Here is a 24,087-nt window from a genome sequence, read left to right on the forward strand (position 1 = left end):
GGCTCATCATTGCTATAGTTACCATCTAATAAGGATTGAATTATTAAGGCCTTAATGTCACCCTCTAAAAACTTCATTTTATATATATTCATACGCGATTCATAAATAAATCATTAATTCACAAATAGAAAATAGCATGTATTGAGCCAGCATGATATCGGACTGAACACTATTAACGCTACTGAAACTAATCCTTAAACGAAAGAATGGCGACTATCCCTGTCACCTCTTCAATTTTCCATCACTTTCCAATCAGAAAATATCACCGAGCCGGTCGCTTGGCACCATTTCCTTTGGCCGCAGGCTTGCCGCCTTGAGCGGCAGGTTTGGCAGAACCGGCACGGGTCGGCGCCTTGCCCTTGTGGGCGGGTTTGCCGGTCGGTTTGCCCTTGCCTGCACTCTTACCAGCACTCTGGCCTGCGCCTTGTCCGGCGGGCTTGCCGTTCCCCAGCTTGAGCTCGGAGCCCAGCGGCTTGCCATTGCCTTTGCCGCTCTTGTTGGCGTTGGGGTTGGCGTGCTGGCCGTTGCTCTGGCCCGCAGCCTTGTTGCCTGCGCCGTTGCCGCGCTGATGTTCGCCTCTTTGTTGAGACATTGGACTGTGGCGAGTCAGGGCCGGTTTCATGCCCTTGCCGCTGGCGGCGCGTTCGTTGCGACCTTCTGCTGGCACCAGACAACCGGGGCCGTTGCCAATCAGGTGGCCCTTGCCCATGGCGAGCAGGGCTTCGCGGATCATCGGCCAGCCAGCGGGGTCGTGGTAGCGCAGCAGCGCCTTGTGCAGACGACGACGGCGCTCGCCCTTGGCGACAAACACATCACCCCCCTCGCGGCTCACCTTGTTTAACGGGTTTTTCTCCGTGTAATACATGGTGGTGGCGTTGGCGAGCGGCGACGGGTAGAAGTTCTGCACCTGATCGAGCTTGAAGCGGTTCTCTTTGACCCAGAGCGCCAGATTGACCATGTCTTCATCTGTGGTGCCCGGGTGGGCGGAGATGAAGTAGGGGATCAGGTACTGCTGCTTGCCCGCCTCTTTGGAGTATTTGTCGAACAGCTCCTTGAACTGGTAGTAGCTGCCCATGCCCGGCTTCATCATCTTGGAGAGCGGCCCCTCCTCGGTGTGTTCCGGCGCGATCTTGAGGTAGCCGCCGACGTGATACTTGGCCAGCTCCTTGATATAGCGGGGATCTTCGACCGCGATGTCGTAACGCACGCCGGAGGCGATGAGGATCTTCTTGATCCCCTTGAGGTCGCGCGCCTTGCGATAGAGGTTGATGGTCGGGCTGTGATCGGTGTCCATGTGCGGGCAGATGGTGGGCCAGACACAGGAGGCGCGACGGCAGGTCTGCTCGGCTTTGGGGCTCTTGCAGCGCAGCTTGTACATGTTGGCGGTGGGGCCGCCGAGATCCGAGATAACGCCGGTAAAGCCCGGCACCTTGTCGCGGATATCTTCGATTTCTTTGAGGATCGACTCTTCCGAGCGGCTCTGGATGATGCGCCCTTCGTGCTCGGTGATGGAGCAGAAGGAGCAACCGCCAAAGCAGCCGCGCATGATGTTGACCGAGGTCTTGATCATCTCGAAGGCCGGGATCTTCTCGTTGCCATAGGCGGGGTGTGGCACCCGCTGGTAGGGCAGGCCGAATACGCCGTCCATCTCCTCGGTTTCCAGCGGGAAGGCAGGCGGGTTGACCCAGACGATGCGATCGCCGTGAGCCTGCGACAGGGCGCGGGCACAGCCGGGGTTGGTCTCATGGTGCAGAATGCGCGAGGCGTGGGCATAGAGCACCTTGTCCTCTTTCACCCGCTCGAACGCCGGCAGCTTCACATAGGTTTTTTCCCACGGCTTGGGCTTGGCTGGCTGCACCAGCACGGGTTGAGCCTCTTGAGCGGCAGGTGCCGATTCGGTCGCATCGTCAGAACAAGGAGCCCCTTCCATATAGGGGTTCATGATGGGGTCGATACGGCCAATCTGGTCGAGCTTGCTCGAATCCACCCCTTTCCAGCCCGGCAGCGGCTCCTTGCGGATGACGGCGGTGCCGCGAATATCCTGCATGGTCTCGATGGTCTCCCCCGCTGCGATGCGGTGAGCCACTTCCACCAGCGGCCGCTCGGCGTTGCCGTAGATGAGGATATCGGCCTTGGCATCGAGCAGGATGGAGCGGCGGATGGTCTCGGACCAGTAGTCGTAGTGGGCGATACGGCGTAAGGAAGCCTCGATGCCGCCGATAACGACGGGGACCTCCTTGAAGGCCTCCTTGCAGCGCTGGGTATAGACCAGAGTGGCGCGATCCGGCCGCTTGCCGCCCACATCCCCCGGGGTGTAGGCGTCATCGTGGCGCAGCTTTTTGTCGGAGGTGTAGCGGTTGATCATGGAGTCCATGTTGCCCGCGGTCACCCCGAAGAAGAGGTTCGGTTTGCCCAGACGCATAAAGTCATCCTTCGATGACCAGTCCGGCTGGGCGATGATGCCGACCCGAAAACCTTGGGATTCCAGCATGCGGCCAATCACCGCCATGCCGAAGCTCGGGTGATCCACATAGGCATCCCCCGTCACCAGAATGACGTCGCAGCTGTCCCAACCCAGCTTGTCCATCTCTTTGCGGGACATGGGCAGGAAGGGCGCCGTGCCGTAGCACTCGGCCCAATAGCGGGGATAGGAGAAAAGGTTGGTAACCGGCTGCATTTTAACCACCTGGAACAATTCGGGTCGCGCATTATACCGGTTGCGGCCAAGGGGAGCGATGGCTTTTTGCCCCCAGAGTTCGCACGGGATAAGGGCTTGTTCCTCAATTCAGCCAGCAACTCTGCCTGCAATCGGCCAAAAGCAAGGGCGCCTACAGGCGCCCTTGTTGGCAACGTTCACTCTGACGGCGGCGCGTCAGTGGGCTGGGGTCTGTTCGTCCCCCTCCCCTTTGGCGGCCTGTGTGGCGGCCAGCGCCTCGTTCACCTGCTGATCCCGCTGCCCGGTCATACCGGCGTGGCGGGCAATCAGGTGGTAGGTGGCAGGCACCACCAGCAGGGTGACCAGGGTCGCCAGCGACAGCCCGAAGAAGACCACAGTACCCACCGCCATCCGGCTCTCGTAGCCCGCCCCCATGGAGAGCATCAGCGGCACCGCACCGATAATGGCGGTGAGCGAGGTCATCAGGATTGGCCGCAGGCGGCGCACCGAACCTGCGATGATCGCCTCCTCGAACCCTTCCCCGCGCTGGCGCAGCTGGTTGATGAACTCGACGATAAGGATGCCGTTCTTGGTCACCATGCCGATCAGCATGATCATGCCGATCTGGCTGTAGATGCTCATCTCCTGCCCCGTCAGCCAGAGGCCGAGCAGGCCGCCGAAGATGCCGAGCGGCACCGTCATCATCACCACGGTCGGGGTGAGGGTGCTCTCGAACTGGGCCACCAGCACCAGATAGACCACCAGCAGGGCGAGGCCAAAGACCATCGCCATCTCCCCCTGATTGTCGCGGTAATCCTTGGAGTCACCGGCGTAATCGACCGTCATGCCGCTCGGCAGATGCTCGTTGGCCCAGCCGTCGAGGAAGTCGAGCGCCTCGCCCAGAGTGTGATCCGGTGCCACGTCGGCGGTCAGGGTCACCGCCTTCTGGCGCTGGTAGTGATTGAGGCGGTTGGCGGTCGCCACTTGCTTGACCGTCGCCAGCGTCGAGAGACTCACCATCTCGCCATTGGCTGCCTTCAGGTAGATGCGGCCAAGATCCGAGATGCCGTTGAACTCCTTCTGGTTGGCGCGCAGGTAGACGTCATACTCCTCGCCCCTGTCCACATAGGTGGTCTTGCTCACCCCGCCCAGCATCGCCTGCAAGGTGCTGGCGACGGTGGAGACCGGAATGCCGAGCTGGCTGGCGCTGTCGCGCGAGACGGTCACCTGCAGCTCCGGGGTCTTCTCGGCGTAGTCGAGATCCGGGCTTATCATCAGGCCGCTCGCCTGCGCCGCTTTTTGCAGCTCCAGCCCCTGCTGGTAGAGCTCGGCATAGTCGTTGCCCTGCAGCACGAACTGCACCGCGGCGGTGGAACCACCCCGGAAGCCCGGCTGGAAGGTGCGGATCATCACGTCGGGAATACCGGCGAGCTTGGCCCCGAGCGAGCGGGAGAACTGGGTGGCGGTGATGTCGCGCTCGGCCCAGTCGGTGAGCTGGATGATCACCATGCCGGTCTGATCGCCGCCACGGCCAAAGGCGGGGGTGCTGAAGCTCATCGCCTTGACCACCCCCTTGCCCAGCATCGGCATGATGGCGGACTCCACCTGCTGCATATTGCGCTTCATTCGCTCGATACTGGTCCCCTCCGCCCCCTTGACGAAGACGAAGACCACGCCGCGATCCTCGGTCGGGGTGAGGCTGCTCGGCAGCTGGGTGAAGAGGGCGCCGATACCGGCGAGACAAAGCAGCAGCGCCAGCGGCATCCAGCGCGAGCGGCGCAGCAGCCCCTGCAACAGGCGGCGATAGAGCCCCTCCACCCAGCCAAGGCCACGATCGAGGGCCGCCGTCAGCCGGTTCGGCTTGTCGAGCGGGCGCATCAGCCAGGAGCCCATGGCCGGCGTGAGGGTCAGCGCCACCAGCGAGGAGCAGAGCACCGCCAGCGAAAGCAGAATGGCAAACTCGGTAAAGAGCCGTCCCACCATGCCATCCATAAAGGCGATGGGGATAAAGACCATCACCAGCACCGCGGTGGTGGCGATGACTGCAAAGCCCACCTCGCGGGTGCCGTGCCAGGCCGCCAGCAGGGGTGGTTCACCCCGCTGCAGATGGTGGTGAATGTTCTCCACCACCACGATGGCGTCATCCACCACCAGACCGATGGCGAGAATAAGCGCCAGCAAGGTGATGAGGTTGATGGAAAAACCGAGATACCAGGCGCCGATAAAGGCGGAGATAAGGGAGACCGGTACCGTGATGGCCGGGATCAGGGTGGTGCGTCCCTGGCCGAGGAACAGATAGAGCACCGCCACTACCAGCACGGCGCAGATGGCCAGGGTTTCATATACCTCGTCGATGGCCTGCTTGATAAAGATGGTGGAGTCGTAATCGACCTCCAGCTTGGCCCCCTCCGGCAGGAAGCGCTGCATCTCCACCAGCTTCTTCTCCACCCCCTGCGCCACCGCCAGCGGGTTGGCGGTGGACTGGGCGACGATGCCGATACCCAGACTCTCGCGGCCGTTGCGCTGGTAGGCACTGTCTTCGTTCTTGGCCCCCACCTCCACATCGGCGATGTCGGAGAGATAGACGCTCTGGCCGTTGGCGGCGGTGCGCACCTGCAACTGCTGGAAATCTTCAGCCGTGTGGTAGAGCCGGGCAATCTGCACCGACATAGTCATGGAGTTGTTGCGGATCTCGCCGCCCGGCAGCTCGATGTTCTCGCGCTTGAGGGCATCCTGCACATCCGCCACCGTGACGCCGCGCGCCGCCATGTCGGCCGGGCGCAACCGCACATACATCACCTGGGTGAGATCGCCGGAGAGCTCCACTTCGCTCACCCCGTCCACCAGACTCAGGGGGTCGACCAGCACCCGGTTGGCGTAGTCGGTCATGGCGGTGCGATCCATCTGGCTGCTGCTGAAGTTGAGCCAGACCGCCACATCGCCGCTGCCGCTATCCTTGGTCACCAGCGGATCGTCGGCATCCTCCGGCAGCTTGCTCTTGGCGCGGGTCAGGGCATCGCGCACATCGGAGACCCCCTCCACCATATTCCAGCCGAGCTTGAACTCCACCGTGATCATCGAGCGCCCCTTGCGGGTCACCGAGTTGATGTTCTTGATGCCGCTGATGCCGGAGAGCTGATCCTCGATGGGTTTGGTGACCTGACTCTCCATCACCGCCGGGGCTGCCCCCTCATAGGTGGTGGTGATGGTGACCGACGGGGTCTGCACATCGGGCATCTCCCGTACCGTCAACTTGCTGAAAGCGACCAGACCAAACACGGTGAGCAGGGCGCTGAGCACCACCGCCACCAGCGGGCGGCGCACTGAGATATCGGAGAGCCACATCAGCCGTTTACCTCCGCCAGATCGTGGACCTTGGCGCCATCACGCAGATTGACCAGCCCTTCGACCACGATGCGATCACCGACCTTGAGCCCCTCGGTGACCCAGACGGTCTCCCCTTCGGTCTCGCCGAGTACCACCGGCACCCGCTTGACCCGGCCATCGGCCTCGAGGCGATAGACGAAGCGCTGCTCGCCAGCGTACTCCACCGACTGGGCAGGAATAATAGTGAGCTGGCGGGAGGGGAGCGAGAGCTCGACGTTGAGCAGCATGCCCGGACGCAGCTGGCCGTTTTGATTGGGCAGCTCGACCCGCGCCTTGATGTTCTGGGTTTCGTTGGAGATGCGGCTGTCGAGGGTGGTGAGGGTGCCGTTGAAGTGCTGATCCGGCCAGGCAGAGCTGGTCGCCGTCACTGCCATGCCGGGGCGCAGCAGGGAAAGGTAGCGCTCCGGCACTGCCAGATCGAGGCGCAGTGTGTCGATATCGTCGAGGTGCAGCAGGGTATCGCCGCTATTGACCAGCGCCCCTTCGCTGAGATCAATCAGGCTGACGGTGCCAGCAAACGGCGCCTGCAAGTTACGCAGGGAGAGCTCGTAGCGGGCGGCATCGACCCGCGCCTGCACCTGATCGACGGTAGCCTCCTGCCCCTCCAGCACCGACTGGGTGACGGCGCCACGGGCGACCAGCTTGCGCATCTCGTTAAGCTTGCGGTGCTCGTCGCGCAGGCTGGCGCTCTGCTCCGCCAGCTCGGCGCGCTGCTTGCCATTGTCGAGGGCGATAAGGGTCTCCCCTTTGGCGACGCCCTGCCCGGACTTCACGGCGATGTTGACGATGCGGCCGGTCACCTCGGGACTGATAACGACGGAGCGGTTGGCCTCCAGCTTGCCCACCAGCTTGAGGGTCGGCTCGGCCAGACTCTGCTTGACGGTCTGGGTGCGAATATTGATCTCGCGAGTCGGGGCCTTGGCTGCCGGTTGAAAGTGACCAACCGCCCACCAGATGGCAGCCACCAGAGAGAGCAGGCCGAGGCCCAGCCAGATACGCATTTTCATCGAGCAATCCATGAAGAGTTGAGAGAGGGAAATCTGATTGGGGCCATTTTAGCCCCAGACTATGCCGTGACTATGTATAAATGTGACAAAACGTAACAGGAGTGGCGCCAGATCACTGCAATCAAGCCTTTTCGATCCCTTTTTCAGCAGAGTCGCATACACTAGCGACAGTTTTCTTCGCAATATAGCCAAATCGCCTATGCCAAATGTGTCTGACCGACGTTTCCTCTCACGCCTGACCTGGCTGCTGTTCGCCTCCGTCATCCTGCTGGTTGGTCTGACCCTGCGGCAAAGTCTGAAACAGATAGAGGATCTCTATCTTAGCGATACGGCCAATAGCGCAATTCGCCTGCGCGATCAGTTCAAGCAGACCGAGACCTTTCTCGAGGCGATGCGCGGGCAGGCCGAAGAGCGACTGCGCAGCGATCCCCAGTCGGTACTGACCCGCCAGCTCTATCGCCATCTCGAGCAGCTGCCGGAGGGACTGGCACTCGACCATCCCCCTGCCGACCTGCCCGCCGGGCTGGTCGGCAACCTGACCGGGTTTGGGCCCCTGCCCCCCCGTGGCAGCGAGCGGGAGGCTCGCATTCATCTGGCCCTGAGTCTCTCGCCCCTGCTCTCTACCGCCAGCCAGCGCCTTGGCAAGGAGATCGCCTGGGTCTACTTCACCGGCGCAGACAACTTTGTCTACCTCTACCCCTGGCGCCCCTCCAGCCAGTACCGCTTTACCAATGCCATCTATGAGAAATCCTACTGGCAGGATGCGCAGGCAACCCCCAATCCGGGCCGCACCACCATTCTCTCGCGCCCCTATGAGGACTTTGCTGGCCTTGGCACCATGATCACCATGTCGCAACCCCTCTACAAAGGCTCGACTCTGGTGGGGGTCATCAGCATGGATGTGCTGCTCTCGCGGCTCCATCAGCAGTTGCAGGCGCTCACCCCAAGGCTCGGTGGTTACCTGCTCATCAATCAGTACGATCAGGTGCTGGCCTGCAGCAACTCGGATCCCCATCCCCAGCGACATCTGGCGCCGGACGATCAGTACCGCTGGAATCAGGGGGGCTTTCAACTCACCCAGGCGCTGAGCGATACCCCGCTGCGGCTGGTGCACCGCATCCCCCTGCTTGAGCTGCTCGTTGCGCTGATCTGCCAGTCGGCACCGACCCTGCTCGCCATCGCCTTCATGCTGCTGGCCGCCCTCTCCAGTCTGAGATCTCACCGTCTCAACCTGCAGCTCAACTATCTCTCCTGCCATGATGCGCTCACCGGCGCCTTCAATCGTCACTATCTGACCCAACAGGAGCAGAGTGGCCAGCTGGCAAAACAGATGCCTGTCGGGGTGATCCTGTTCGATGCGGATCACTTCAAACGGGTCAACGACCGCTTCGGCCACGGAGTGGGTGATATCGTGCTGATCCGGCTGGTGCAGATCTGCCAGCAGCAACTCAGCCCATCGGATTGTCTGATCCGCTGGGGGGGCGAGGAGTTTTTGCTGCTGGTCGCCCGCTGTGACGACGCTCGTCTCGCCGCGCTGGCCGAGCAGATCCGCATCGCGGTCGAACATTATGACTGGCGCAGCATAGTGCCCGAGCTGGCCGTCACCATCAGCCTCGGTTACCACCCCCATGCAGACTCCATCCCGCTGCACGAGGCGATCCGCCGCGCCGATGTCGCCCTCTATCAGGCCAAAGGCAATGGCCGCAATCGCTCGGAAAGATGGCAGGGTGACGAGGCCCAGCTCACAGAGTAAGCTGGGCCCTCCACACTTTTCAGGAGTCAATTCGTGCCACGAAAACCCCGCGTAGGGCTCGCTCTGGGGAGCGGCGCCGCCAGAGGATGGGCCCATATCGGCGTCATCCGCGCTCTTGAACGACTCGGCATCAAGCCCGATCTCATCGCCGGCTGCTCCATCGGCAGTTTTGTCGGCGCCGCCTATGCCGCTGGCGAACTGGACAGACTGGAGAGCTGGGTACGCGGCTTTACCCGCCTGCAGGTGGTGAGCCTGCTCGATCCCGCCCTCTCCGGCGGCCTCTTTCGCGGCGAAAAGGTGTTTGGCATTGCCGCCAACCATCTGGGGGATCCCGAGCTGGAGAGCCTGCCCATCCCCTTCGCCTGCGTGGCGACCGAACTCGATACCGGCCGTGAAATCTGGCTGCAACGGGGGCCACTGCGCCAGTCGGTGCGCGCCTCCTGCGGCATGCCGGGGATCCTCACTCCGACCCGGGTCAACGACCGCTGGCTGGTCGATGGTGCCGTGGTCAATCCGGTGCCCATCTCGCTGGCGCGCGCCATGGGGGCCGAGGTGGTGATCGCCATCAACCTCAACACCGACATGCACCAACCCTGGACCGACGAGCCGGATCAATCCGGCGGCGGTCTGCTCAGCCAGTGGCTCAATCGCGGTGAGGCGACCCCGGCCACGCCCGGCATGTGGAGCGTGATGAGCGGCTCCATCAACATCATGCAGGAACGGATCACCCGGGCGCGGATGGCAGGGGATCCCCCGGAAATCCAGCTCTGTCCGCGCCTTGGCAGCTTCTCCATCATGGACTTTCATCGCGCCAGCGATGCCATCGAGGAGGGGGAGGCCTGCGTCGAGCGCAACCTTGACCAGCTCAAGGATGAACTGGGCCGGCTCGGGGTGATCTAACCCGCAGCACCCATCGCCAAAACAACCAAAACAAAAAGAGCGCCTTGCGGCGCTCTTTTGCTATGGGGGAACGGTTGGCTTAGAAGAGTCCCAGCCCCTTGAGCATCACGATCAGGATCAGCAACGGCGATACGTAACGGATGATGAAGAAGAGCGGTTTGAGGATCGGCAGCTCCAGCTCGCCACCATTGGTCAGGGCATCGCGCAGCTTCTCCTCGCCCCATACCCAGCCCACAAACAGGCAGAGGAAAATACCGCCCAGCGGCATCAGGATGTTGGAGGAGAGGTAGTCGAACAGATCGAAGAAGGTCTTGCCGGCAATATGGACATCCGCCATGGCGCTGTTGGAGAGCGCGCAAGTGGAGCCGACGGCGCCCAGCACCAGCAGGTTGATCAGGGTCGCCTTGGGGCGGCTCATCTTGAAGCGCTCGGAGAGCACGGATACCGGCACCTCCAGAATGGAGAGCATGGCACCGGTGGCGGCAATGGCCGACAGCACGAAGAAGAGCACCATAAAGAGGTGGCCAAACGGGATGCTGGCAAAGACCGCCGGAATGGTGATGAACAGCAGCGACGGGCCGGCAGTCGGTTCGAAACCAAAGGCGAACACCGCCGGGAAGATGGCGATACCGGCCAGCATGGAGACGAACAGGTCGGCACACATCACCCGGAACGCGGTGACCGGGATGTTCTGGTCATCACGGAAGTAGCTGCCGTAAGTCATCATGCAGCCCATCCCGATGGAGAGCTTGAAGAAGGCGAGCCCCATGGCGGTCAACACCACTGCGCCGGTGATCTTGGAAAAATCCGGTGAGAAGAGGAAGGAGAGCCCCCGGCTCGCCCCCGGCAGGGTCAGGCTGCGCACGCCGATCACCAGCAGCAGAATGAAGAGCACCGGCATCAGCTTCTTGGTGACCGCTTCGATCCCCTTGGAGACCCCCATCAGCAGGATGCCACCCATCAGGGCCAGCACCAGCCACTGCCAGAGCAGACTCTGCAACGGGTTGCTGATCAGCGCGTTGAAAGCATCGCCGGTGACCTTGGGATCGGTCGAGAGGATGGAGCCATCAACCGCCTTGAAGATGTAGGCGAAAACCCAGGCTGCCACTTCCGAGTAGAAGGACATGATAAGGAAAGCGGCCAGCACGCCCATGACGGCGATCAGCCACCAGGGTTGCCCTTTGGGCGCCAGCTTGCTCAGGGTGGTTACCGCATCGGTTTTGCTTTTACGGCCCAGCATGATCTCGGAGATCATCACCGGCAAACCGACCAGCAGGGTTGCGATCACATAGACAAGCAGAAAGCCGGCACCGCCGTTCTCACCCGTCAGATAGGGAAATTTCCAGATGTTGCCAAGACCGACGGCAGAACCTAGGGTGGCGGCGAGTACGCCGAATTTGCTGGTAAAGCCGTCTCTGGCCTTGGGGGTGGTTTGACTCATGCTTGTCTCACTTTCTTTCGCATCATGCGAGATGAACCGGTTTTTGAGGCTCGGAATTTTCTGAGGTTTGATGTGGTTTGCCAAGATGTTTTGCGTAAAAGCTCTATGCAGTGCACAGATACGGGAAACGTCTGGCCGAGCACTGTTTCAGGGACAAAAAAATGCCGCCCAAGGGCGGCATTTTTCTATCTGTCACAGTGACGATTACGCCTTGGCGAGATCGTCCGGACCAATCTGGCCGATTTCGGCGACTTTTTTGTCAGCCAGCAGCCAGAGAGTGAACTTGTGCAGTTCCGGGTGGTGAGCCAGGGCAACCAGGAAGGCACCACCGACTTCACGATAACCCAGTTCATAGTTCTTCAGGGTTGTGGGGGGAACACCCAGCAAATCAGCAAACTTCGGACGGCTCAAACCAACCGCTTCACGGATCTGACGGATCTTCTTGCCAACAGTGACGATATTTGAATTCATATTGTTCCATACTCCGTTTGGCGGATTTAATCCGCCTTTTATTTTTCGCGACGACTCGTAGTCAAGTGTATCAGTTTTGTACGGACTCGTTATGGTCGAGCCTCTATCTTTATGAGCGCCTTTCGGCGACAACCCTTGCCTTCAAAGGGGGATGGTAATCGCTCAGCCGCCTCAGGTAAACAGTCTCGAAAAGAAACCTTTATTGTTGCCATCCCAATAAACCGTATAATTCGCCAGCTACCCATTAAGAGGAATAAGTATGGCGTTTCCTGGCATTATCTCTCGCCTGCACACGGTTTCCAGCGACATAGAATTGCAACTGCAGCTCCAGCAAGGAGCGCAATATCGCGCCGAAGCATTCTGGCTTCCCGCCTCGCTGAGCGATCAGTGCAGCACCGTTCTGACAACCCTGTCAGAGAAATGTTCACTCTTTCTGGAGCAGGATGAACCGACTCTTCAACTGCGCAGTCATGACGGTGTGTTGCAGCAAAATGGTCTGCTGCTCACCGGCAATGGTCAGGAGGTGATGCTGGCCGTCACGCCGGGAGATAAAGGTGTAGTACCGGAATCAGAATTGGCTGACATGGCCAAATGGCTGGAAGCCGGCCACCTGCACTTTGTCTGCCCAGCTGCCATCCAGCCGGTCGCCCGGGCCATTCTCAATATCTGGCCACTGGACCCCTATCTGGCCCGCCATTTTCTGACCAGTCTCACTCCGCTGCTGCAAAACGTGACCGAGCAGGATTATCTCGCCGTCTTTGGCGCCAGGGTGAATCCGGCCAACCCGCAGCCAGACTGGGTTCAGGCCTATATGAAGCTCGAAAAGCGCCTGCACAGGGCCTATCTGGATCACTAATTAATCTGGATAAACAGCCAGTTATCGACACGACACAATTTGCCATCAGGTTCATTTGTGAGCTTGATCATGTTTCAAAATCGGCATAGAGTGCGCCTCGTCATCGGAATGACATCGTTGCTTGGCTGCGGTTTTTCACGCTCAGCGTGCCCTGCCAGCGCATCTGACACACCAGGAGAGTGTGCGACCCGACACCGGGTCACTGCCAGACTCGACGCCAGCAGTACGGCGGAGCCTGCAGCTTACATAAATTCAATAGTGCGAAGCATGTGAACAACGTGCGATCTCAACGAGGATTTTTTTATGATGAAAATGGCTCCTTCCCTGATTGCCATCACCATGGCTGCTCTGGGTGCCACCGCTGCTCACGCCGCTGACGACATCTACTTCGGTGCCGGTGTTGGTGCTGCTCACTTCAACGGTCTGAACAAGATCGAAAGCACCAACGTTGGTGAAGAAGATGCTGCTGCAGCCAACGCATTCGTAGGTTACAACTTCAACGAAAACTTCGGTACCGAGTTCGGCTACCAGTACGCTGGTCGTGGCAACACCGACGGCAACCGTTACGAGAACCAGGGTGCCACCCTGTCCGGTATCGCTCGTCTGCCGCTGGGCGGCGACTTCTCTGCCTTTGCTGAAGGCGGCGCCTACTGGGCTCACACCGATGGTCTGGGCGTAAGCGACACCAAGGTTTCCCCGCTGGCTGGCTTGGGCGTGACCTACAAGGTTAACGACGCTCTGGATCTGCAAGCTCGCTACCGCTACATGTGGGACGTGGCTGACCTGCACGCTGACAACGGTGACCGTTACAAGTCCAACCAGAGCGTTGCTACCCTGGAAGCCGTATACCACCCGTTCCGTTCTTCCTACGTAGCTCCGGCTCCGGCTCCGGTTGTTGAAGAAGCTCCGGCTCCGGTTGCTCCGCAGATCGTTGAGAAAAACTTCGCTCTGAACTCCGACGTCCTGTTCGCCTTCGGCAAAGACAGCCTGAAGCCGGAAGGTGTTGCTGCCCTGAACGCTCTGTACCAGCAGATCGTTGAGTTCCAGCCGAAAGATGGCAACGCTGTTGTTGTTGGTTACACCGACCGTATCGGTTCCGACGCTTACAACCAGAAGCTGTCTGAAGCGCGTGCCCGCACCGTTGCCAACTTCCTGGTCAGCAAAGGAATGGCTGCCAGCAAGGTTGCCATCGAAGGTCGTGGCGAAGCCAACCCGGTTACCGGCACCAAGTGCAATGGCGTGAAAGCTAAAGCTCAGCTGATCTCCTGCCTGGCTCCGGACCGTCGCGTAGAAGTTCGCGTATCTGGCGTACAAGAAGTTCAGAAGTAATCTGACTCTTGTGTGCAGAAAGGGGGAGCCAAGGCTCCCCCTTTTGTTTATCCTCTGTCGTTTTTCCCCGCTTCATACTTCCCTGTTCTACTCCTGACAATCCTGTCACCTTTTCCCGTGAACTTGCCTGCTCAGAGTCAAAGGCATACAGTAGTTGCGCCTGTAAGGGATTGGATAAGCGCGAGATAACGCTTCCCTTCCGGCCTGTTGTCCATGATGCCAATGCCTCATGAGTGTCCCGAAGCCATCCGCTATCCACTTTGCTGGCGAATTTTTCGCAGCTAATAAAAACGACTGTTTAGAATGCCCGCAAGGGCAGATGCAACGAGGATAATTCGATGAAAATCAACATGGCACCAACTCTGATCGCACTGGCGCTTGCCGCCGCAGCTACCACGGCACAGGCCGCCGATGACTGGTACGGCGGTATGGGCGCAGGCTGGGCGTATGCCCACAATCTTGATGATGTGCATGGTCAGGATACCGATAAAGACGCCACCGCGCTGAACCTGTTCGGTGGCTACAACTTCAACCAGAACTTCGCCGCCGAGCTGGGCTATCTCTACGCTGGCAAAGCTGGCGTAGACGGTACCGACTTCAAGACCCAGGGAGGCACCCTCTCAGGCATCGCTCGCCTGCCGCTGGGCGATATCTTCTCCGTATTTGCTGAAGGTGGCGCCTACTTCAACCACGTCAACGGCAACGGCAGCGACGCCAACGGCACTGCACCGCTGGCGGGCCTGGGGCTGACAGCCAAGCTCTCCGACCTCATCGATGTGCAGGCTCGCTACCGCTACCTGTGGAATCTCGGTGACGAGCAGAAAACCTGGGAGAGCGACATGAGCGTTGCCACCCTGGAGCTGGTGCTGCACCCCAACCGGACATCCTATGTCGCACCAGTTGCCGCTCCGGCCCCCGAGCCCGTCCCCGAGCCTGTGGTCGTCGACAAGAACTTTGCCCTGAGCTCTGACGTGCTGTTTGCCTTTGGCAAATCCAGCCTCAAGCCAGAAGGTGTCGCAGCGCTCAATACCCTGTATCAACAGATCGTCGACGTGCAGCCGAAAGATGGCAGCGCCGTGGTGGTCGGTTACACCGACCGCATCGGCTCCGATGCCTACAACCTGAAGCTCTCCGAAGCCCGTGCCCGCACCGTGGCCGACTTCCTGGTAGGCAAGGGTCTGCCGGCTGGCAAGGTCTCCATCGAGGGTCGTGGCGAGGCTAACCCGGTTACCGGCACCCAGTGCGACGGCATCAAGGCCAAGGCCAAGCTGATCGCCTGTCTGGCCCCGGATCGCCGTGTCGAAGTACGCGTCACCGGCGTCCAGCAAGTGACCCAGTAACCACGTCTGATAACACCCAAGGGGATGAAACTGCATCCCCTCTGGATGCAAAAAGGGATGCCATGGCATCCCTTTGTTTTTACGGCGATTTAGCGCTGAGCTGTATCAGAAGGAGGTACGGCGGTAGCGGCGATATTCCGGATGCCAGAAGTTGGCTTCGATGGCCTGCTCGATCACCTCGTCCGGGGTCTGCACCGCCTTGCCCTGCAGCATGGCGGTCTTGGCCACCATCTTGGCGATGTAGCGGGAGACCTGATGGATATCCGCCAGATCCGGCAGCAGCGAGCCCTCCTCCCCTTTCACCAGCGGTGAACACTCCGCCAGCGCGCGACTGGCCGACATCAGCATGGCATCGGTCACCCGTTTGGCACCGGAGGCGATGACGCCAAGGCCGATCCCCGGGAAGATGAAGGAGTTATTGCACTGGGCGATCACGTAGCGCTTGCCCTTGTACTCCACCGGTGCAAACGGGCTGCCGGTTGCCACCAGCGCCTGACCATCGGTCCAGCGGATGAGATCGGCCGGCGTCGCCTCGACCCGGGAGGTGGGGTTGGAGAGCGGGAAGATGATGGGACGGGCACAATGCTTGTGCATGGTCTTGACCACCTCTTCGGTAAACAGCCCAGGCTGACCGGAGACCCCGATCAGAATGTCCGGGCGACCGTGCTCCATCACCTCCAGCAGGGAGATGTTATCCCCCACCGGCCAGTCGGCAATGCGCTCCACCGGTTGGGAGAGACGGCGCTGGAAGTCGAGCTGGTTGGGGATCTTGTCGGTGATAAGACCGAAACGGTCCACCATAAAGACCCGGCTGCGCGCCTGCGCATCGGTCAGCCCTTCAGCCTTCATCTGCGCCACGATCTGCTCGGCAATGCCGCAACCGGCGCTGCCCGCGCCGAGGAAGGCAACCCGCTTCTCGGAGAGCTTGGCGCCAGAGGCCTTGCAGGCGGCGATCAGGCTGCCCAGGGTCACGGCAGCGGTGCCCTGAATGTCGTCGTTGAAGCAGCAGAGCTCGTTCTTGTAACGGTTGAGCAGCGGCATGGCGTTGTTCTGAGCGAAGTCCTCGAACTGCAGCAGGATATCGGGCCAGCGGCGCTTGACCGCCTGAATGAAGGCATCGACAAACTCGGCATACTCTTCACCGGAGATGCGCGGATTGCGCCAGCCCATGTAGAAGGGGTCGTTCAGCAACTGCTGGTTGTTGGTGCCAACATCCAGCACCACCGGCAGGCAGTAGGCGGGCGAGATGCCGCCACAGGCGGTGTAGAGCGACAGCTTGCCGATGGGAATGCCCATGCCGCCGATCCCTTGGTCACCCAGACCCAGGATCCGCTCGCCATCGGTCACCACGATCACCTTGACGTTCTGCTTGGTGGCGTTTTGCAGCATGTCATCGATCCTGTCCTTGTCCGGATAGGAGATGAAGAGGCCACGGGCGCGGCGGTAGATGTTGGAGAACTCCTCGCACGCCTTGCCGACGGTCGGGGTGTAGATGATGGGCAACATCTCGGTCAGGTGGTTGTGTAGCAGCCGGTAGAACAGTGTCTCGTTGGTATCCTGGATGTTGCGCAGATAGATGTGCTTGTCCATGTCGTTGCCAAACGCCATGAACTGGCGATAGGCGCGCTCGGCCTGCTCCTCGATGGTCTCGATATTCTGGGGCAACAGCCCTTCGAGGTTGAAGTTGCTGCGCTCTTCGCTGGTGAAGGCGCTCCCCTTGTTGAGCAGTGGGGTCTCCAGCAGGGCGGGGCCGGCGTAGGGAATGTAGAGAGGACGTTTCTGGTTATTATCTTCAAACATGGATCTTGATACCTAAACGGTTAGCTAGACGCAGGAACCCGCCGATCCTAGGGGCTTGTGTCATTAATTTCAAAGAGTTTGCATATCCGTTGCAAAAGGTTTGCGACCGAGTCGACGAAATGCCCCCGGGGTCTGACCAGTCTGACGCCGAAACGAGTTGGCAAAGTTGGCGCCATCGCTATAACCGACCCGGGTGGCCAGCTCGCTGAGTGGCCAGTTGGTATAGAGCAGCAGCTGGCGCGCCTTGTTCATTCTGAGCTCGGTCACCCTCGCCATCGGTCCCATACCAAAGTGCTGCTGACAGAGGCGGTGCAGATGGGGCACCGAACAGGCCATCTGATCAGCGAGCAGGGCCACGCTCCAGGGCTCGTCGAGGCGCGCCTCCACCCGGCGAAACAGCGCCTGCAGGCGCAGCTCCGGTGTGCCACGCACTTCTCCCTGCAGGGTGCGCTCCAGCAGTGCCAGCAGCAGAGTGAGCAACTGGGGCTGGAGTGGGGAACGAACCCCTTCGAGCTGGATCAGGCTGAGCAGATGATGAAGCTGATCACCGCCATCCCCCTGCCAGATACGATGACCAAGCCGGTGCAGATGCTGCCAGCGCGGCACGTCATCGAGCAAAATCCAGCTCATCTGCCACTGCTCCCCCACCAGCTTGAGACCACCGGGCACGGCGGCGGGCAAAAAGATGAGCGAACCGTTCGGGATGGGCTGCTCGCCACGGTCGGTGAGCAGCGCTCCCCCCTCGCTGTGGCTCGCCATCAGAATGTGAAACTCGGGCCGATTGCGGCGAATGAGGTAGTGCTCCCGAATGGTCGAAAGGCCGGTCAGAAAGATACCGGCCTCACCGAGCAGCGGCAGCCCTTCGCGCCCCAGCATCCGCTCATCGCAGGCGGGCGCTATCTCCAGACACTCGCTGACAAAGGGCATAACACCTCAACAGGATAGTTTCACACAATAAACCCGAGAGAGACTCACAGTGAAGCCGCTCGCCACTCCCCCTATCATACCCATGACAAACCTTGCTTTTCTCATACCCGGTTAACACTAATGAATTATTGGCAAGCGATTTTAAAACAAACCACCGATCGCGAGTTCATGACTCGACTGTGGCGGCTGGCACTGCCGGTTTCGCTGCAATCCATGATGTTCTCCCTGCTTGGTCTCATCGACATCATGATGGTGAGCCAGCTTGGCACCACGGCTGTGGCGGCGGTCGGCTTGGGTAACCGGGTCTTCTTCTTCAATCTGCTGGTGACAGCGGGCCTCGCTGGTGGGGTCTCGGTGTTGGCAGCACAATATTACGGCCGTGGCGAGATGGCCGGGGTACGCCGGTCACTGGCTCTGGCACTGGTCGGCGCCCTGCTGGTGGCGCTGCCGTTTGCCCTCGTCTATGTGCTCGCTCCGGGCGACGTGCTCGGATTTGCCAGCCAGGATCCCGAGCTGCGCGCGCTGGCCGACCAGTTTCTGATGATCACCGGCGCCACCATCCTCTGCACCGCCGTGGTGGTGCCGCTGGAGTCGGCGCTGCGCTCGGTCGGCAATGCCGCCGCCCCCACCCGGATCGGCATCATCGCCATCATTGCCAACGTCATCCTCAACTACGCCCTCATCTTCGGTCATTTCGGCTTCGAGGCGATGGGGGTGGCCGGCTCGGCATGGGGCACCACCCTTTCCCGTCTGCTGCAGACGGTGCTGCTGCTCATCTATGTGCAGCGCAATGAGGCTCGCCTCGTGCCGCACAAGGCTGACTGGCTGGCAGCATTCCGGCGCAAGGAGGTAGTGCGCTTTACCCTGATCGCCCTGCCGCTGCTGTTTCATGACGGGCTCTGGGCATTCGGCATGCTGCTCTACGGCTTTCTCTACGCCCATCTTGGCACCGATTCGCTGGCCATCATGACGACCTTGGGCACGCTGGAGAGCATCCTTATCTCCCTTTTCTTCGGGCTGGCGGTAGCCTGCTCCACCCTGCTCGGCCACCGGCTTGGCGCCGAGGAGTACGAGATCGCCTGGCAGCACTCCCAGCTCTTCCTGCTGCTGGCACCGATTGGCGCGCTACTGGTGGGGATCATCGTCTGGCTGCTGCAAGCCAACCTGCTGCAGTGGGTCGGCAACCTGCCTCCCGAGCTGATGGCCGAGGCGGGACAGGTGCTCGGCATCATGTGCCTCGGGATGCTGCTCAAGGTGTTCAACATGGTGGGGATCATCGGGGTGCTGCGCTCTGGCGGCGATGTGAACTACAGCATCTTCATCGATATTGTCGGCATGTGGTGTATCGGCCTGCCGCTCGCCTGGGTAGCTGTCTCCCTGCTCGGTTGGCCCCTTTCCTGGGTGGTGGCGGTGGTGCTGCTGGAGGAGATCAGCAAGATGGTGCTGGTGCAGCGTCGCATTCGCCAGCGCCGCTGGCTGAAGAATCTGGTGATGGGCTAAAACGCCACAAAGCGGGGTCATATCAATGACAGAAAATCCCCGTTTGCAGTATGCTAGCCCCCTCTTCAATCAGAGGCAGGGCGCCGCCACATGCAATGGCTCAATGCCCCTGCCCAGTAGTCGTTTAAGGAGACGAGCATGCAACCACAGAAAGAGCTGATCACCGAGACTGCCCTGCTGGAGATGGCCAACAAGATCATCAAGGAACACGAGGATTTCATTCACGGCATGCGCGCCGACTCGGTGGAGCAGAAGGGAGATATTCTGGTGTTCAAGGGGGAGTTCTTCCTCGCCGAAGATGGTACTCCGACCGGCAAGACCATGGCAGTGTTCAACATGTTCAAGCTGCTGGCCCAGCAACTCTCCGGCAAGTACAAGCTGAGCTGATTTCGTCAGCACCTTGCCAACAAGATGCCGCCCTCAGGCGGCATCTGTTTTTCCACTGTTCTGCCCCTCGACCACCACGCAGTTGCGTCCTGCCATCTTGGCCTGATAGAGGCACTCGTCAGCACGATTGATCAGAATATCGATGGTGTCGTCGGCACGAGCCATGGCAATCCCGATACTCACCGTCACCTCCAGCAACTCGTCCGAGGTGGGACTCTTTACCAGCCGCGCCTCGACCGCAATACGCAGCCGCTCGGCCATTTTGGTCGCCTGCACCGGATCGGCGTGGTTGTGCATCAGGATGGCAAACTCCTCGCCGCCGTAGCGCCCCAACACCATATCCGGTTCCAACTGCTCGCCCAGAGTGGTGGCCACCTCCTTGAGCACCGCATCCCCTGCCAGATGGCCGTAGATATCGTTGATCCGCTTGAAGCGATCGAGATCCAGCAGCATTACCGCAAAGGGCTTCTTCTTGGTCTGCAGTCGGGCTCTCGCCTGCTCCAACTGCTTCATCAGCAGGCGGCGGTTCATCATGCCGGTCAGCTCGTCGGTGGTGGACTCCCGATAGAGTCGCAGCAGCATATTGAGCTGACCACACTGCACCCAGCAGCTGGCCAGGGTAAACATGCCGAGCACCCAGATCTGGTTCAGGGTGGCCTGGCTCCAGAGGCTCTGCCCCACCAACAGCCAGTACCCCAGCAGCATGGTCACCAGCACCACGCCAGCCAGCTGCAACCCGAGGGAGAGCGGAATGGGGAAGATGGCAAACAGAGTGATGAGCAGATAGGGGAAGACGGCATAACCGGCCTGCAACTCCTGCTCGCTGCCAAAACTGTGCAAACAGAAAAGGGAGAAGATCATCATCACCATCATCAGATAGCCGAGCGCCAGCTTCATCCGCTCGCGACGAAAATGAATCAGGTAAGAGAGGGGGATCAGCGGTGAAAGCGCCAGAGTACAGAAGATGCGGGCCTGAAACAGCAGCTCGAAATGGGGGGCCGGCAGAGTAATCCAGTCCACCACGGCCCAGGCCGGCAACCCGGCCATCAGCAGGCAGGTGAGCAGGCGCAACCGCACCGTCATAAAGCCCATACGGGTACGGGTAAAGTCTTCGGAGTGAACCCTCGCACTCCAGAACTCTGACAACTTAAGCATCCAGAGTCTCCACGATTAATTACTGAGGGCTCATTCTACACCTACAAAGTGGTAAAAATATCATTAGCGAGGGGAATAAAAAGGAGAGGACGATCACACAAACAGATAGATGATAACGACATCGCGCAAACGTTTCAATACACAGAAAAATAAACCTTTTTTCTCTTCATTAACGCTGGTCATCCCCCTCTCGATCACTACAATAGCGCCCAATTTTTCCCCCTCCCCCCACACAATCGAGGTACATATGGAACAGGCAGCTGTCACACGCGCCAATCGAGAGGCACATCCACCCAGGCGAGCCCATAGCGAACTGGTCTATGGCATAGAGGATGTTCCGCCTCTGCCCCAGACGCTGTTCGCCGCCCTGCAGCATATGCTCGCCATGTTTGTCGCCATCATCACTCCCCCTCTCATCATCGCCAATGCCCTCGGCCTCCCTGCCGCCGACACTCGCTATATCGTCTCCATGTCGCTGGTCATGTCCGGCATCGCATCCTTCATCCAGACCCGCCGCTTCGGTCCCATCGGTTCCGGCCTCCTCTCGGTACAGGGCACCAGCTTCAACTTCCTCGGCCCCATCATCGCCTCCGGTCTCGCCCTCAAGCAGGCGGCCATGCCCACCGACGATCTGCTGGGCACCTTGTTCGGCACCATGCTGGCGGCCGCCCTCACTATCGTGGTGATGAGCCGCTTCCTTCATCTGGTCAAACGGATCATCACCCCGCTGGTGACCGGCATCGTCGTGCTGCTCATCGGCCTGACCCTCATCAAGGTGGGGCTCATCAGCATGGGTGGCGGCTACGGCGCCCTTGCGGACGGCAGCTTCGCCAGCCATACAAACCTCTTCCTCTCCCTGCTGGTGCTCGGCCTTATCGTGTTGCTGCAGCGCAGTCGCAACCCCTGGCTGCGCCTCTCCGCCATCATGATCGCCATGCTGGCAGGTTATGCAGTGGCACTGCTGCTGGGCAAAGTGAGCGCCCCCACCTTCGATGGCCCGCTGGTAATGGTGCCCATTCCGCTCCACTACGGTCTCAGCTTTGACTGGCAGCTGTTCGTACCGCTCGCCATCATCTTCGTGGTGACGGCGCTCGAAGCGATCGGCGACATGACCGCCACCTCCGACATCTCCGGCGAGCCGCTGGAAGGGCCTGTCTATATGGAACGGATCAAGGGCGGTGTGCTGGCCGATGGCGCCAACTCCATGCTGGCGGCACTCTTCTCCACCTTCCCCATGTCCACCTTCGCCCAGAACAACGGCGTCATCCAGCTGACCGGCGTCGCCAGCCGTCACGTCGGCCTCTTCATCGCCGCCATGCTGGCCCTGCTCGGCCTGTTCCCGGCGGTCGCGAGTCTGGTGCAGCAGATCCCCGAGCCCGTGCTGGGTGGCGCCACCATCGTCATGTTCGGCACCATTGCCGCCGCTGGCGTGCGCATCATCTCCCGCGAGGAGCTGGATCGCCGTGCCCTGATGATCCTGGCGGTGTCGCTGGCCATGGGCCTCGGGGTGGCGCAGGTGCCGGAAGTGCTGCAACACCTGCCGGAGCTGGCCAGAAGCGTGCTCTCATACGGCGTCGCCACCGGCGGCCTCACCGCCATCGTGATGAACCTGCTGCTGCCCAAGCGCAGCAAATAGCCTCTCTGATCCCGCGACGAACAGAGCGCAATAAAAAAGCCACGACCCGGGTCGTGGCTTTTTTCGTTTGGATAGATTATTGCGGGATCAGGCGGTCTGCGGTTCCGGCTCAGCTTCGCTATCCAGATCCCGGCCGAAGTAGGCACGGGTCTCGGCAATCACCACATGGCGCAGGCCAATCAGGCCGATCAGGTTGGGCACCGCCATCAGGCCGTTGACGATATCGGCCAGCAGCCAAATCATATCCAGATGCAGGAAAGCACCACTCGCCACCAACACCAGATAGATGAGGCGGTAGGGCTTGATCGCCTTCACCCCGAACAGGTACTCGGTGCAGCGCTCGCCGTAGTAGTTCCAGCCAAGGATGGTGGTAAAGGCGAAGAACAACAGGCCAATGCTCACCAGATACTGGCCGACATGGGCATCGAGCCCCTGGGCAAAGGCCAGACTGGTCATGGCCGCCCCGCTCACATCGCCGCTCCATACCCCGGTCACCACCAGAGTCAGACCGGTCATGGTGCAGATAATGATGGTGTCTATAAAGGTACCGGTCATGGAGACCAGCCCCTGCTCCACACAAGAGTCGGTCTTGGCCGCCGCCGCCGCGATGGGCGCCGAGCCCAGTCCCGACTCGTTGGAGAAGACCCCGCGCGCCACCCCGGACTGAATGGCCAGCATGATACCGGCACCGACGAAGCCACCGGTCGCCGCATGGCCGGTGAAGGCACTCCCGATCACCAGCGCGATCGCCTCCGGCAGGGCACTGGCATTGTTCACCAGCACGCCCAGACAGGCGACGATGTAGAAGATGGCCATGAAAGGCACCACCTTGCTCGACACGCTGGAGATGGACTGGATGCCCCCCAGGGTCACCAGCGCCACGATTAGGGTCAGCACTACAGCAGTCGCTTCACGGGGTACCGAGAAGGAGAGGCTCATGGCGTCGGAGATGGCGTTGACCTGCGGGAAGGTACCAATGCCGAAGAAGGCCACGCCGATGCCAAACAGGGCAAACAGCTTGGCGAGCGGCTTGGAACCCAGCCCCTTCTCCAGATAGTACATGGGGCCGCCAGCCATCTGGCCGTTGGCATCCTGCTCGCGATATTTGACCGCCAGCAGGCACTCGGCGTACTTGGTAGCCATACCAAACAACGCTGCCATCCACATCCAGAACAGGGCGCCGGGGCCACCCAGCTTGATGGCGGTGGCCACCCCGACGATGTTGCCGGTGCCGATGGTGGCAGAGAGGGCGGTACAGAGGGCGCCGAAGCTGGAGACATCCCCCTGCTTGCCCTGCCCCTGATCACGGCCAAAGACCAGTCGCAGAGCGAGCGGCAAGCGCACCACCTGAAGCAGACCCAGACGCAGGGTGAGATAGATACCGGTCCCGACCAGCAGGATCAGCAGGGGCGGACCCCAGATAAAGCTATCGATGGCGGTTAACGCCGATTGAATTGATGACATGCATCCTCCTTAAGAAACAAAAATTAAGGAGGAGAAGGATGATCTTCCCATAGGTGTCGCGATCGGCCAGAGGCGATC

General features: G+C 60.5%; 17 protein-coding genes. 8 read left to right on the plus strand and 9 right to left on the minus strand.

Going from position 1 to position 24,087, the window contains the following annotated elements; translation table 11 throughout:
* Nucleotides 1–262: 262 nt before the first annotated feature.
* The 3 genes from LG31_RS0117655 to LG31_RS0117665 all read right to left on the minus strand — a co-directional run bounded on the left by LG31_RS0117655 (nt 263) and on the right by LG31_RS0117665 (nt 7,050).
* Entirely contained in the window at nt 263–2,677 is a 2,415-nt protein-coding gene (locus LG31_RS0117655) for a YgiQ family radical SAM protein (protein ID WP_033115726.1), read from the minus strand.
* 195 nt (nt 2,678–2,872) lie between these two features.
* Nucleotides 2,873–6,001 (minus strand): efflux RND transporter permease subunit, encoded by a 3,129-nt coding sequence (locus tag LG31_RS0117660; RefSeq protein ID WP_033115727.1) that lies wholly within the window; start codon nt 5,999–6,001, stop codon nt 2,873–2,875.
* Nucleotides 6,001–7,050 (minus strand): efflux RND transporter periplasmic adaptor subunit, encoded by a 1,050-nt coding sequence (locus LG31_RS0117665; RefSeq protein ID WP_033115728.1) that lies wholly within the window; start codon nt 7,048–7,050, stop codon nt 6,001–6,003. The genes LG31_RS0117660 and LG31_RS0117665 overlap by 1 nt, the downstream gene beginning before the upstream one ends.
* Before the next feature lie 199 nt (nt 7,051–7,249).
* Here LG31_RS0117665 and LG31_RS0117670 point away from each other — a divergent pair, with 199 nt between their 5' ends.
* The gene (locus LG31_RS0117670; protein WP_033115729.1) at nt 7,250–8,803 is read left to right on the plus strand and encodes a sensor domain-containing diguanylate cyclase; all 1,554 of its coding nucleotides are present in this window, start codon (nt 7,250–7,252) and stop codon (nt 8,801–8,803) included.
* Nucleotides 8,804–8,836: 33 nt separating this feature from the next.
* Nucleotides 8,837–9,703, plus strand: a complete 867-nt coding sequence (locus LG31_RS0117675) for a patatin-like phospholipase family protein (protein ID WP_033115730.1) — start codon at nt 8,837–8,839, stop codon at nt 9,701–9,703.
* A 79-nt stretch (nt 9,704–9,782) separates the two neighbouring features.
* On the opposite strand, the gene LG31_RS0117680 is transcribed toward LG31_RS0117675, so the two are convergent.
* Both LG31_RS0117680 and LG31_RS0117685 read right to left on the minus strand, forming a co-directional pair.
* Nucleotides 9,783–11,144 (minus strand): sodium-dependent transporter, encoded by a 1,362-nt coding sequence (locus LG31_RS0117680; protein ID WP_033115731.1) that lies wholly within the window; start codon nt 11,142–11,144, stop codon nt 9,783–9,785.
* Between the two features lie 204 nt (nt 11,145–11,348).
* Nucleotides 11,349–11,615 (minus strand): helix-turn-helix domain-containing protein, encoded by a 267-nt coding sequence (locus LG31_RS0117685; protein ID WP_026456659.1) that lies wholly within the window; start codon nt 11,613–11,615, stop codon nt 11,349–11,351.
* 259 nt (nt 11,616–11,874) lie between these two features.
* Here LG31_RS0117685 and LG31_RS0117690 point away from each other — a divergent pair, with 259 nt between their 5' ends.
* The 3 genes from LG31_RS0117690 (at nt 11,875) to ompA (ending at nt 15,140) form a co-directional block, all read left to right on the plus strand.
* Entirely contained in the window at nt 11,875–12,471 is a 597-nt protein-coding gene (locus LG31_RS0117690; protein ID WP_033115732.1) for a hypothetical protein, read from the plus strand.
* Between the two features lie 303 nt (nt 12,472–12,774).
* Entirely contained in the window at nt 12,775–13,800 is a 1,026-nt protein-coding gene (locus LG31_RS0117695) for an OmpA family protein (protein WP_033115733.1), read from the plus strand.
* 338 nt (nt 13,801–14,138) lie between these two features.
* Nucleotides 14,139–15,140, plus strand: a complete 1,002-nt coding sequence (gene ompA / locus LG31_RS0117700; RefSeq protein WP_033115734.1) for a porin OmpA — start codon at nt 14,139–14,141, stop codon at nt 15,138–15,140.
* Nucleotides 15,141–15,245: 105 nt separating this feature from the next.
* Here ompA and LG31_RS0117705 read toward each other — a convergent pair whose 3' ends face one another.
* Together LG31_RS0117705 and LG31_RS0117710 are read right to left on the minus strand one after the other, a co-directional pair.
* Nucleotides 15,246–16,940 carry an NAD-dependent malic enzyme gene (locus LG31_RS0117705; protein WP_033115735.1) on the minus strand — a complete coding sequence of 565 codons (1,695 nt, stop codon included), beginning with the start codon at nt 16,938–16,940 and terminating at the stop codon, nt 15,246–15,248.
* A 69-nt stretch (nt 16,941–17,009) separates the two neighbouring features.
* A complete protein-coding gene (locus tag LG31_RS0117710; protein WP_033115736.1) occupies nt 17,010–17,867 on the minus strand; it encodes a helix-turn-helix transcriptional regulator in 858 nt (285 codons plus the stop codon).
* 120 nt (nt 17,868–17,987) lie between these two features.
* Between LG31_RS0117710 and LG31_RS0117715 the strand changes: the two genes are divergently transcribed.
* Both LG31_RS0117715 and LG31_RS0117720 read left to right on the plus strand, forming a co-directional pair.
* On the plus strand, nt 17,988–19,367 hold the full coding sequence (locus LG31_RS0117715; RefSeq protein WP_033115737.1) for an MATE family efflux transporter: 1,380 nt from the start codon (nt 17,988–17,990) through the stop codon (nt 19,365–19,367).
* Between the two features lie 138 nt (nt 19,368–19,505).
* Nucleotides 19,506–19,754 (plus strand): YciN family protein, encoded by a 249-nt coding sequence (locus LG31_RS0117720; protein WP_033115738.1) that lies wholly within the window; start codon nt 19,506–19,508, stop codon nt 19,752–19,754.
* Between the two features lie 33 nt (nt 19,755–19,787).
* Here LG31_RS0117720 and LG31_RS0117725 read toward each other — a convergent pair whose 3' ends face one another.
* Nucleotides 19,788–20,909 carry a GGDEF domain-containing protein gene (locus LG31_RS0117725; RefSeq protein ID WP_033115739.1) on the minus strand — a complete coding sequence of 374 codons (1,122 nt, stop codon included), beginning with the start codon at nt 20,907–20,909 and terminating at the stop codon, nt 19,788–19,790.
* Between the two features lie 247 nt (nt 20,910–21,156).
* Here LG31_RS0117725 and LG31_RS0117730 point away from each other — a divergent pair, with 247 nt between their 5' ends.
* Nucleotides 21,157–22,545 carry a nucleobase:cation symporter-2 family protein gene (locus LG31_RS0117730; protein ID WP_033115740.1) on the plus strand — a complete coding sequence of 463 codons (1,389 nt, stop codon included), beginning with the start codon at nt 21,157–21,159 and terminating at the stop codon, nt 22,543–22,545.
* 87 nt (nt 22,546–22,632) lie between these two features.
* Here LG31_RS0117730 and LG31_RS0117735 read toward each other — a convergent pair whose 3' ends face one another.
* A complete protein-coding gene (locus LG31_RS0117735) occupies nt 22,633–24,009 on the minus strand; it encodes an alanine/glycine:cation symporter family protein (RefSeq protein ID WP_033115741.1) in 1,377 nt (458 codons plus the stop codon).
* Nucleotides 24,010–24,087 lie beyond the last annotated feature (78 nt).

The organism is Aeromonas lacus (assembly GCF_000764665.1).
GTDB classification, from domain to species: Bacteria; Pseudomonadota; Gammaproteobacteria; order Enterobacterales; family Aeromonadaceae; genus Aeromonas; species Aeromonas lacus.